Below are 11,233 nucleotides of genomic sequence, written 5' to 3'. Positions count from 1 at the left end.
GTCGTTTAGGATGCAAGTTTTTTGAGCAAAGCTGCTGGCGGCCGGAAGCGGAAAGCTTCAGGCAAGAAACCGGACTCGCCAACCGAAGTACCCGAACGAGGTGAAGAAGGCGGCCCCGACGAGGCCGTAGCCTTCATTGCGGAAACCGTTGCCGAACTGGTCAAGCTCGCCGAGCGTCATCGTCTCGAGGTGCTCAGTCACCTGCTCGGCATGGCGCAGCTCGAGGCGGAAGAGCGATTGCGCACCCGGAGCAAACACAAGCTGTCGTGAGGGTGAAGGCAGAGCGAAAGACGGCTCTCTCCCGTCATTGCGAGCCAACGGGGCGCGCGAATGCGCGCCCGATGACAGGCGCCGCGAAGCAATCCATCCTTCCCCTTTTCCCCGCGTCGAGACGTGGATTGCTTCGCTGCGCTCGCAATGACGGTGGACATAGTTTCACAATGTCTCAGGATGCCACAACACGCTTCCCCGTCTTCCCCGCCGCCCGTGGCTTCAGCGCCGTATCGCCCACACCCAAGAGCCGACCATCCTGCGAATACAGTTCGAGTTTGCGGACCGGCTTGCCCTTTTCCTTGTCGACGAGAATGGTGGTGATCTCGTCCGGGTGTTCGTCGAATTCCTCGCTCCATTGTCGTAGCGCGACCAGGATCGGAAACACGCCGCGTCCCTTCGGCGTCAGCAGGTATTCCTGATAGACGCTGCCGTCGGAGGCAGGCGCGATCTTGAGAACACCCTGATCGACCAGCGCGCGCAGCCGCACGGTGAGGATGTTCTTGGCGAGGCCGAGCCTCTTCTGGAATTCGCCGAAGCGGCTGATACCGAACAGCGCTTCGCGAATGATCAGGATCGACCACCAGTCGCCGATCGCATCCAGCGAGCGTGCGATCGGGCAATCGTCGCGCTCAAAGCTGGTCCGTTTCACCATCGCGGGGCTCCCATCGCGTAAAGACCGATCACGGCCTTGTGTAGTTGCAATATTAAACCAGATGCTCTAGATGGGCAATCTAGTTTAATAATGCAACCACTGGAGATGGCCATGAGACTTGCGAACAAGACGGCGTTGATCACAGGGGGTAACAGCGGCATTGGGCTTGCGACCGCAAAGCTGTTCGTGGCCGAGGGCGCCAGGGTCGTCATCACGGGACGAAATCAGGCGACGCTCGATGTCGCCGCGAAGGAATTGGGTCCGAACGCGCTCGCGCTCGCGGCCGACGCCACCGATATCGCCGCCACGGAAGCTGCGATCGGGAAGGGGGTCGAAACGTTCGGCAAGTACGACATCCTGTTCGCCAATGCCGGCATCGCCGGCGGCACGCCGCTGGGCGGCGCGACCGTCGAGACCTTCGAGAAGGTCATCAGCACCAACCTCACCAGCGTGTTCTTCACCGTGCAGTCGGCATTGCCGCACCTCAACGACAACGCCTCGATCATTCTCAACGGCTCGGTGATCTCGGTACTCGGCATTCCCGGCTATTCGGCTTATGGCGCGGCCAAGGCCGGCGTGCGGGCCATGGCGCGGATCATGGCGTCGGAATTGTCGCCGCGCGGCATCCGCGTCAACGTGGTGGCGCCCGGTGCGATCCGTACCCCGATCTGGGGCGCGGCGATCGCGACGCCGGAGGCCGAAAAGGCCTTCGAAAAGCGGATCGCGCTGTCGACGCCGCTCGGTCGCATCGGAGAAACCGACCATATCGCGAAGACGGTGCTGTTCCTGGCGTCAGACGATTCCGCGCATGTGCAGGGGCAGGAATTGTTCGTCGATGGCGGTGCCACGGCCTCGCCGAGCGGGGCGCCGATTTATCGCGGATAAAGCCTCCGTCGTGGACCTCGACCAGTCCGCCGCCCTGCGACGGATTGGCGCTGGGCCGGAAGGGCGCCTTGAACGTCAATCATCATTGCCGGACATTCCAGGGAAAGGAGTCTCTTGATCGGGAGAGAAGCAATCATGCCGAAGAGGGTCGACGTCTCCTCGTCCGCCGCGCAGGATTCGGACTCCGCGCAATTGGTTTCAATTGCGCTGTTTTCCGGCATCGGTCTTTTGATCTCCCTCGTGATCGTTCTCTGCCGCATGAACGGCATTTTCTGACCGGCTCATCCAGGCATGTGGGCGGCTGCCGTCGGGCGCGACAGCAGCCAGTCTCCTTCACACCTCAAGCGGCCTGCAGATCGCCTGCGGCTTTCAGCGCACCGGCCACGGCCTTTTCGCGATGGTCCGGGCCGACCTGAATGCCATCGGCGGAAATGAATTCCGGATTGTGGATGCCGATGAAGCCGAACACCCAGCGCAGATAGGTTTCGACATGTTCGCCGGGTGCGATCGGCGTGTCCGGGCCGTAATAGCCGCCGCGCGAAATCGCGATGATGACGCGCTTGTTGCCGGCCAGACCCTCGACGCCTTGCGCGCCGTATTTGAACGTCTTGCCTGCGACCAGGATGCGGTCGATCCAGGCCTTGAGCTGGCTCGGGACGGTGAAATTGTACATGGGCGCGCCGATCACCACGATGTCGGCGGCGAGAAACTCGTCCAGCACGGCCTGGCCGGCGGCGAGATCGTCTCGCAATGATGCGTCAGGAGCCGCTCCCTGACCGGCGGCGAGGTGCAAACCGGACAGATGCGCCAGCGGCGTCAGCGTCAGATCGCGGTAGCTGACTTCGAGGCCGGGGGTGGACTGGCGCAGGCGGTCGACTGCGGCGGCGGAAACCTGGCGGCTGACGGAGTGGGGGCCGAGAACGCTGGAATCGAGATGCAGGAGTTTCATGGTAGGGGTCACCCTTCGGTATAAGTTTGTAACTGGCGCTATATGAGTGACCGTGGCATAACCCCGCAAGAACGCACATTTTTCTCACCCGAGCACATCCATGAGACCCGAGCACAAGAATGTGCCCGCCCTCCCAGCCGGCCCCCACAACGACAGCGACTGCCGCGGCGCCGCCGCCGTGCTGGCGCGGGTCGGCGATAAATGGAGCGTGTTCGTGATCATGATGCTTGGCGATGGCCCCAAGCGTTTCAACGAACTCAAGCGCATGGTCGGCGGCATCTCGCAGCGAATGCTGACGCTGACGCTGCGCGGCCTCGAACGCGATGGTCTCGTGACGCGAACGGTGTTTCCGACCATTCCGCCGCGGGTCGACTATGAATTGACTGACCTGGGACGTGGCTTATCCGTGCCGGTGAAGGCACTCGGCACGTGGGCGATTGAGCATCAGCCGCAGATCGAACGGGCGCGGACGAGTTTCGACGCACGCAGCGGGAAAGACTAGGGCGTGTACTTATAAATCAGGCGCGTGGTCTTCGTCGCGCCTGATGTCGGCTCGTCGCTCAACAGCAGCAAAAAGCGGACATCGCCTAAGGGCTACATCCGGACCCTTGCACCGCAACAAGACACGCACTCAGCCGATCACTTTATCGGTGCGTGCGAGCAATCGGGAGTGTCGAATCTTGTTATTCGATTCGAACTGCGCGGCGCTTCATTCGGCTAACTTTGTGAACGACATCACACATCCGAGCGGTGATCGAATGTAGCGTTTGAGCGAAGGGCACAGGCTGAATTCAATCGACAACGCTAACGCACCGGGCGCACCAACGGCACCCTCGGCGGTCCGTCCATAATGGAGGGGGGCATGGTCGATACATCAACAGCAAAGCAGCTAGTTCAGGCCATCATCGATAATCTGGAGCAGCCCGTCCCCGGCAGGAGGCCGGTTCACACCATCGGCGTGGGCGTGAAGGGCGAGTTCGTGGCGTCGGACGTGGCGTGCACCTATTGCATTGCAGAGCACTTCAACGGAAAGCCCGTCAGGGTGTCGGTGAGGTTCTCCAACGGATTGGGAGGGGTGAACCAGCATGATGGATGGTCCGATGTTCGGGGAATGGCGACGCGCTTCCACATTTCGGGGGAGAGGGGAAGCGACCTGATCGCCACGACGCTCGGCGAATTCTTCGTCCGCAATGTCGACGACTTCTTCGAGTTCAGCAAGATCGCGAAGCGTGAGAAGTATGAAAGGCGACCCTGGTGGCGGAAGGTTTGGGATCTTCTGCAACTCAAGATACCTCCTCGCAACCCGTACCCGGACGAAACCAAGAATGTCGATGAGGGGGCACTCCGTTATGCCAACCGGCACCGGTTCGCCCAGCTGGGAATATTCCAGGTCGGTCTGATCGGCGCACCGGAGAGCTATGCTCGCGCGAGCTATCACGCCGTCCATACCTTCTGGGTGACGGCCCCCGATGGAGTTCGTCGCCCGGTGCGCTTTTCCTGGCAGCCGGTCGCAGGCGTTCGCAACACCGATCCCAAGGCCGTGCCGCGCGACAGATATCTGTTCGACGAGCTTAGAGACCGCCTGCAGCGGTGGCCGGCCCGATTCATGTTGATGATGACAATCGGCGAAGAGGGCGATGCGCTCGACGATCCCACAAAACCCTGGCCCGGGACGCGAATCCGGGTCGTCATGGGTACCCTTACGCTCCTCAAGGTGTCCGAGGATCAGGAAGCGGATGGCGAACGCATCAGTTTCAATCCCAACCGTCTCGCGCCCGGCATCGAAGTCTCCAACGATCCCATCCTCGAGGCCCGCCTGGGCGCCTATGAAGTCTCGCGTGAGATGCGCGGCGGATGCCCTTTCAAGTGGAGGTAATTCGATGCCAAGTGACGAAGGTGTGCTAGATCGTTTGGTGGACTGGGTGCACACGACCGACGTGTTCAAGTGCGTGGCATCATGGACCCTGGTGCCTTACTGGGCGCGACGGACGCCGGTGAAGCCTCTGCCCGGTGGTCCCCACCCGTCGTTCCAGCACGGCGACAATGTCCAGTGCATGATGAATCTGATCATGCCGCTCAAGGTCAAATCACCCATCGGACGAGCGGAAGCCGCCCTGGCGATCGCGAAAAACAAGGATGCGATCTATGCCGGATTGAACAATGTCGGGACTGTGCATTTCGCGCGCTTCGTCATCGTCGGCGACAATATCTGTATGTTCTCCGTCTATGACGGGGATTTCACCAATTACATTCGCGATTTCATCGCCACGATCGGCGAGGTGTTCAACGAAGTGGTCAAGCTCGTCGAAGGCGGAAAAAAAGTGATTCCCTGCGAGAAGAATGTCGAGGCGTTCATCCAGTGGGTGCACGAGCACGACCTGTACCAGGTGCCGGATACCGCCACCGACTTTCTGAGAGACCAGGAAGACTTGAAGGGAGACAGGGCCGTATCGCCCGTCGATGACGATCTGACCCTGCTTCCGCGCAAGCTGGTGCTGCAGCTCCGCGCCAACGCGAACATTTCGCTCGGCAGCGGCTACCGGGCCTATCCCGGATTTTCGGTGGCTCAAGTCCGCAAACATCTCAAGTTAGGCTGGTGAGTGCCATGATCAACCTCGCTGATCTGCAAGGCAACATCCTGCGCGGCTACACCAAGAAGCCGCACGTGCGCTACCTCATCCTGGAAGTCGTCGATCGCAGCGCAGCTCGGCTTTGGCTCGCCGCCTCCGTCTCCGGCCGCAACGGTGTCCCGCAGATCACGAGCGGGGACTGGGGGGAAAACAAGCCGGATACTTGTTTCAACATTGGCCTGACCTATGAGGGATTGTGCGCCCTCGGCACGCCCAGCGCTTCGCTTAAAATGTTCCCGAACGAATTCGTTGAAGGCATGACCGCCCGCGCCTTGAAGCTCGGGGATGTCGGGGCGAGCGCGCCGGAAAAGTGGCCAGCTCCGTTCAACGAGCCCAAGCGGATCCATCTCATCGCGACCATCTATGCCGAGAAGTTCGAGCAGCTAAACGAAGTCCAGAAACGCGCGCTCCCCGACGAAAAGGCCTTCAGACTGCTCGGCACACGCGAGGGATATAATTTCCCGGGCGACTTTGTTCACTTCGGGTATCGCGACAACATCACGCAACCGAGGTTCGAGGGGGTTCACGACCCTGAGCGATATCCCGACAGACAACCGAGGGCGCCGCTCGGCACCGTGTTGCTGGGACATCCGACCAATCTGGAAGGCTTGATGTGGCGGGTTCCTCACCCCGTAGCGTTGGGACACAACGGCACCTTCAACGCCTTTCGCGTGCTGAAACAGCATGTGGCAGACTTCGAGAGGTATCTCGATCGCGCCGCATCCTACTTGCTCGAGCACCCGCAAGGCTACGAGTTGCTGCCGCGCGGCGAAGAAGAGAAAATCGGCAAAGGCCCGTCACGTCGTGCGGCCTTGCGCGAGATCGTAGCCGCCAACCTGTGCGGCCGGTGGCGCGATGGCACGCCACTGGCACTGTCTGCGGATGCACCTGATCCCAACGTCGATCTGACGGATTTTGACTACGTTGGCGTTGGCGATGCCCGCTGTCCCCATGGAGCCCATATCCGCCGGTGCAACCCGCGAGGCGGGCAGATCGTGCAACGGATAGCGAATAACAGCCGGCGCCTTGTTCGGCGTGGCGTGCCCTATGGGCCACCCTATAATCCGGATGGACCACTCTATGATCCGGCGAAGCCTTATGACGGGGACGAACCGGAACGCGGCCTGCTCGGTAACTTCATAGGGGCGAGCCTCGGCGCCCAGTTCGAGGCCATGTCCTGCGATTGGCTGAATCTTGGCCTGCAGGATCCGCGCATCACCGGCTCCAACGATCCGATCTCAGGCACCAACGATCCCGGCACGAGCTGGTTCGACTTGCCGCTCAAATCCGGCGACACGATCCGGTTGCACGGATTACCGGAATTTGTCTCGACGCGGGGCGGCGCCTACACGTTCCTGCCGAGCCTCAAGGCCATCGAATATTTGGGATCGCCGATGTGAGTCGACCAAACAGGTCGAGGGTCGTTCGCCGGCCGGCGCAAGGCGGGATTCATTAGTTCAATGCTCTCACGAGGTCATCAGCCTCGCGCAGATCGCGGGAAGTTTCCGTGGATGCAAATTTCGCCCGGGTCGATATCAGCAGGTCTCGTGCTTCGGCGCGTCCGGATACGTTCTCGCCGGCGCTGAGCAAGCGCGCGATGCTGATCGCTGTGCGCAATTCCCAACCGACCGCCCCGAGCTTCCTGGCAGAGGTAAGCGAGCGTTTGAACAAGCGCATGGCAGCCCGGTCGTCTCGCAATGGTTCGCGACACAGCAGCGAGCCGTGGATCCGATAAATCTCGGGAGCAGCCCAACGCTCGCCGGTTCGCTTCACTAGGGCCTCGGCCGAAGCAGCGAAGCTTCGAGCCCTTTCTACCTGACCGATCCGTCCGAATTCCGTGGCGAGCAGAATTCGATAGAGCGGCATCTGAATGCACCGATTCTCGGCGGGTAACTTATCGAGCAAGCCGCATAATTGTTCGAGCACTTCCGGCGCGGGGCCTCGTGTCGCCAACGCAGCGGTTGCCCACAATGGGCCGATCACCCGGTACATTGGATAGCCATACTCGTCGGCGACCTTCAGACCGCGCTTTACGCTGGCAAGGTTGGCCGCAAGATCGCCCTCATACCAGTGATCGGAGACGCCAAGAATGGAGGCAAAAGCCAGCATGAACGGATGCCCGATCTCTTTCGCGAGCTGCCGCGCCGCCACGCAGCACTCTCTGGCACGGCCTGGCCGGCCCAACAGCCATTCGATGTGTCCGGAATAGACGAGCGATACGATCATTGGATCATGCTGGTAAATCTGAACCAGCTTGCCGTGCTCACGCGGATTGTAGCGAGCGCTGACCAGAGACGCGAGCTCACTCGCCTGCTCCAAACGACCGAGAAAGAAATTGGCGATTACGGCAGCGGTGTAGGCCATGAGGGCAGCCTCGTCGTCGCGCCACTCTTCTGCCCGCCGGACGAAATCCTGCGCGTGTTCGAGGCCCTTAGCGAGCTCGCAGTTGACCAGCTTGGCTATGGTGCTTCCCCACAGCACCGTCGCCTTCTCGCGAATGGTGCCATGGCTCGCGCAAAGCTTGAGTGCCCGACTGTAGGGGCCATAGACGTTCGGATCGGACCACCCTGCGTTGGCGGTGTACGCCATTGCCAAATTGGACTGCAGCCCGATTTCAGCCTCGAAGCGCCGCGGTGAGGCGGGCATCTTGGGTATCAGCGAAAGGCCTTCGCGAAGGTGAGCCACGGCCTCCTTGGTGGCTGAGCGGCGGAGCGCGGATTTGCCCGCCTGAAGCCAGGCCTCGATCGCTTCCGGAATGTTACCTGCGCGAGCATAATGATAGCCGAGCACCGCGGGCTGGCTGCTCTCTCCGATGGCGGCTTCCTGAAGCAGCCATGATGCGACGCGCGCATGGAGCTCACGCCTTTCCTCGTTGAGCAACGAGGAGTAGGCGACTTCCTGTATCATCGCGTGCTTGAACGTGAAGACTGTGCCTTGAGATTCATCGATACGATACACAATCCCGGCGCTCTCCAATGCCCGCAAGGCGCTTTTCAGTGTTGAGCCTTTACCTGGAAGTACGCTGAAAATGCCTTCATAGTTGAAGCGCCTTCCGAAAACAGAGGCGATCTGGGCGACGCGCTTGGCAGGACCGAGACGATCAAGGCGCTCCATCAGTGAATCGTGAATACTTGCCGGCACCAGAGTGTCCGGCAATTTCCCGCTCGGGACGGGGCTCTCAGCAGCGCGCGGGGCCGCGCCGGAATCGACGACGGCGCGCGTAAACTCCTCGACAAAGAGTGGCACGCCGTCGGTTCTTTCCACGATCTGGCTGGTAATCCGGCGCGGTACAATATCGCTGCCCGCGACGGCTGCTACCATCTGCTCGCATTCGTGCACTGCCAGCTTTTGCAGAGTTATCCGTCGAATTGCCGGGCTCGACAACCAGTCGGCCGTGTAATCATCGCGATGCGTGATCAGCACCATAATCCGCTCGCCAGGACAGTGAGCGATCACGCGCACCAGCAGTTCGATAGTGGTCGGGTCCATCCACTGGACGTCCTCGACGATTCCGAGGATCGGCAGCTTGCGCGAGGCGGCGAGAAGAACATCGATGAACACCTGAAAAGCACGCTCGCGCTCCGAGGGAGATCCGAGATCCGCGGGTTCGTATCCCGAGCATGCGGGTATCGACAGCACCGCCCCGTAGTAACGAAGCGCCTGCCCGACATCGGTGACGGCTCTTGCCAGAAGCGAACGCAATTTTGCCAATGCGAGTTCCGCGTCGTCGGTCTCATGGATACCGGTCGCGCGCGTGAGCCGCTCGATTTCCGGGGCAAGCGGCGTATTGACGTGGAAGGGCGAGCATTGCAGAGACAAGACATCACGCGGAGACGCACCAAGGGAGCTGCGGAACTGGCGGATCAGACGTGACTTGCCAATGCCGGGTTCACCGGAGATGACGCCGACCTGCCCCGAGCCTGCTACGCTCTGCTGCCACATCTCGGCAAGCAATGCGCTTTCACTAGTTCGATTGATCATCGGAGCAAGAGGCGACCTGCGCGCCCTGTCGAACCTGCTTTCGCTGGACGCAAGCGCCTCTGCACGCCAGGCTTCGACAGGCTCCTCCACGCCCTTGAGCGATTGTCTGCCAAGCGGCGCGTAGCTGAACGTTCCACGGGTCAGCTCATAGGTGCTCAAGCCGACGACCACGCCGTGCTCACCGGCGAGCCCTTGGAGGCGGGCAGCGACATGCGCCGAGCTGCCGAACACTTCCCGCCGATCGGGGGGCTCGCCGGGCACGCTACCGACGACGACCACCCCGGTATTAACCCCGATGCGCACGCCGAGGCGGACGAAGCTGCGGTCCGACAGCAGAAACTTGTGTTCCTTGATCGCCGCGGCGATCGCCAGCGAAGCGCGGACCGCACGCTCAGGATCATTTTCGTGGGCTTGCGGCACGCCAAAATATGCCAGCAATCCGTCGCCAATCATTCTGGCGATGTGACCGTCGTAGCGGCGAATCTGCTCGTCGCAGATGTCACGGTAAGTTCTGATAACCGCGAAGAACTCCTCGGGATCGATCCGCTCACTCAGGGGTGTCGAGCCGACGATGTCGACAAATACCACGGTGAGCTGCCGGCGTTCGGCATGCAGAGCTTCATTCTCGACATTCGGCGGCGCCTGCGTCCGCTGAAGTCCGCCCGAATGATCGGGCTTCGGCTCGCTACTCATGACCCACCATGTTCGGCCATACCTGCCGCGAGGTAGACGGCGAGCCGCATCCGGTTGACGCTGCCGAGCGGCCCGTGCTCGGGCAGACAGTTCCAGGGATTGAACACCATGTGCTCACTGTCGTACAGCGCATTCTGCGTCAAACTCTGCCTTGGAATGGCAATTGCTTCCCAGCCGTACTATTCTTTTTTGAGGACGGGTCCACCAGCGCGAAGCGTCCTCGACGTCATCGGCTTTGGGTCACCAGCACTAGTGCTTTAACGAAGACTTCGGCTCGGTCCTCAGAACCCGACGTCGCTGTTATGAGTACGCGCCTAGATCAGCGACACCAGTCCGCCGCCGTGGCGCTCCAGGCGGCCCGCCAGTTCGAGTTCGAGCAGCACCGTGCGAACGATGGTGGGCGAAAGGCCTGACATCCGGATCACGTCGTCGAGGCTAATGGGGCTCGGCCCCAGCAATGCAACAATACGCTGGCGTACGGCCGGATCGACCTCGAAATCGAGCGGCTCGTCATCGCCCTCGCGCGCATCGAGCACGATCGGCCGTTCCAGGATCGGCTGAACCGCGTTGATGACGTCGCTGGCTTCGGTGACCAGCGCCGCGCCCTGCTTGATCAGATCGTTGGTGCCGGCGGCCCGCGGATCGAGTGGCGAGCCCGGCACCGCGAACACTTCGCGGCCCTGTTCGGCGGCCATCCGCGCCGTGATCAGCGATCCCGAACGGTGCGCGGCCTCGATCACGACGACACCGAGCGACGCGCCCGAGATCAGGCGGTTGCGGCGGGGAAAGTCGCGGGCGCGCGGCACGTGGCCGAGCGGCATTTCGGAAATCGCGCCGCCGTGTTCGAGCAGCGCCGCCAGCAAATCTTCATGCTCTGGCGGATAGATCCGGTCGTGGCCGCCGGCCAGCACCGCGACCGTGCCGCTCTGGATCGTCGCGCGATGCGCGGCCTGATCGATGCCGCGCGCCAGTCCGGAGATGACGACAAAGCCGGCGTCACCGAGATCGCGCGCCAATTGGCCGGCGAATTTCAGTCCGGCGCCGGAAGCGTTGCGCGAGCCGACGATCGAGATCATCGGCCGCATCAGCGCCTCGGGTGCGCCGCGCACGCCGAGCAGCGGCGGCGGATCGTCGAGCGCCGCCAGCCGCGGCGGGTAGGCGGCTTCACCC

Annotated in this window: 12 protein-coding genes; 7 read left to right on the top strand and 5 right to left on the bottom strand. The window is 61.8% G+C overall.

Annotation, left to right across the window (positions count from 1 at the left end):
* Nucleotides 1-21 precede the first annotated feature (21 nt).
* Nucleotides 22-270 (top strand): hypothetical protein, encoded by a 249-nt coding sequence (locus tag CQ12_RS43230; RefSeq protein ID WP_057856780.1) that lies wholly within the window; start codon nucleotides 22-24, stop codon nucleotides 268-270.
* 175 nt (nucleotides 271-445) lie between these two features.
* Here the strand turns inward: CQ12_RS43230 and CQ12_RS41010 are convergent, their stop codons facing one another.
* The gene (locus CQ12_RS41010) at nucleotides 446-925 is read right to left on the bottom strand and encodes a winged helix-turn-helix transcriptional regulator (protein ID WP_057840913.1); all 480 of its coding nucleotides are present in this window, start codon (nucleotides 923-925) and stop codon (nucleotides 446-448) included.
* Nucleotides 926-1,036: 111 nt separating this feature from the next.
* Between CQ12_RS41010 and CQ12_RS41005 the strand changes: the two genes are divergently transcribed.
* Together CQ12_RS41005 and CQ12_RS45590 are read left to right on the top strand one after the other, a co-directional pair.
* A complete protein-coding gene (locus CQ12_RS41005; RefSeq protein ID WP_057840952.1) occupies nucleotides 1,037-1,810 on the top strand; it encodes an SDR family oxidoreductase in 774 nt (257 codons plus the stop codon).
* Nucleotides 1,811-1,945: 135 nt separating this feature from the next.
* Nucleotides 1,946-2,086, top strand: coding sequence for a hypothetical protein (locus CQ12_RS45590; protein WP_198164407.1), 141 nt, complete (start codon nucleotides 1,946-1,948; stop codon nucleotides 2,084-2,086).
* Between the two features lie 64 nt (nucleotides 2,087-2,150).
* Here CQ12_RS45590 and CQ12_RS41000 read toward each other — a convergent pair whose 3' ends face one another.
* The gene (locus CQ12_RS41000) at nucleotides 2,151-2,759 is read right to left on the bottom strand and encodes an FMN-dependent NADH-azoreductase (protein WP_057840912.1); all 609 of its coding nucleotides are present in this window, start codon (nucleotides 2,757-2,759) and stop codon (nucleotides 2,151-2,153) included.
* A gap of 100 nt (nucleotides 2,760-2,859) precedes the next feature.
* Here CQ12_RS41000 and CQ12_RS40995 point away from each other — a divergent pair, with 100 nt between their 5' ends.
* The 4 genes from CQ12_RS40995 to CQ12_RS40980 all read left to right on the top strand — a co-directional run bounded on the left by CQ12_RS40995 (nucleotide 2,860) and on the right by CQ12_RS40980 (nucleotide 6,789).
* Nucleotides 2,860-3,261, top strand: a complete 402-nt coding sequence (locus CQ12_RS40995; protein ID WP_057840911.1) for a winged helix-turn-helix transcriptional regulator — start codon at nucleotides 2,860-2,862, stop codon at nucleotides 3,259-3,261.
* Nucleotides 3,262-3,621: 360 nt separating this feature from the next.
* Complete coding sequence (locus tag CQ12_RS40990) at nucleotides 3,622-4,635, top strand: catalase (RefSeq protein WP_057840910.1); 1,014 nt, start codon at nucleotides 3,622-3,624, stop codon at nucleotides 4,633-4,635.
* A 4-nt stretch (nucleotides 4,636-4,639) separates the two neighbouring features.
* Entirely contained in the window at nucleotides 4,640-5,359 is a 720-nt protein-coding gene (locus CQ12_RS40985; RefSeq protein ID WP_198164406.1) for a hypothetical protein, read from the top strand.
* Nucleotides 5,360-5,364: 5 nt separating this feature from the next.
* The gene (locus tag CQ12_RS40980; protein WP_057840908.1) at nucleotides 5,365-6,789 is read left to right on the top strand and encodes a Dyp-type peroxidase; all 1,425 of its coding nucleotides are present in this window, start codon (nucleotides 5,365-5,367) and stop codon (nucleotides 6,787-6,789) included.
* Nucleotides 6,790-6,841: 52 nt separating this feature from the next.
* On the opposite strand, the gene CQ12_RS40975 is transcribed toward CQ12_RS40980, so the two are convergent.
* From CQ12_RS40975 to dprA, 3 genes are all read right to left on the bottom strand, one after another.
* The gene (locus CQ12_RS40975; protein ID WP_057840907.1) at nucleotides 6,842-10,063 is read right to left on the bottom strand and encodes an ATP-binding protein; all 3,222 of its coding nucleotides are present in this window, start codon (nucleotides 10,061-10,063) and stop codon (nucleotides 6,842-6,844) included.
* A complete protein-coding gene (locus CQ12_RS44790; protein WP_157088805.1) occupies nucleotides 10,060-10,206 on the bottom strand; it encodes a hypothetical protein in 147 nt (48 codons plus the stop codon). The genes CQ12_RS40975 and CQ12_RS44790 overlap by 4 nt, the downstream gene beginning before the upstream one ends.
* A 171-nt stretch (nucleotides 10,207-10,377) precedes the next feature.
* The coding region (dprA, locus tag CQ12_RS40970) for a DNA-processing protein DprA (protein WP_057840906.1) at nucleotides 10,378-11,233 on the bottom strand (856 nt) is incomplete at its 5' end.

Source organism: Bradyrhizobium jicamae (genome assembly GCF_001440395.1).
Lineage (GTDB): Bacteria > Pseudomonadota > Alphaproteobacteria > Rhizobiales > Xanthobacteraceae > Bradyrhizobium > Bradyrhizobium jicamae.
This window is presented reverse-complemented; position numbering and strand designations above follow the sequence as displayed.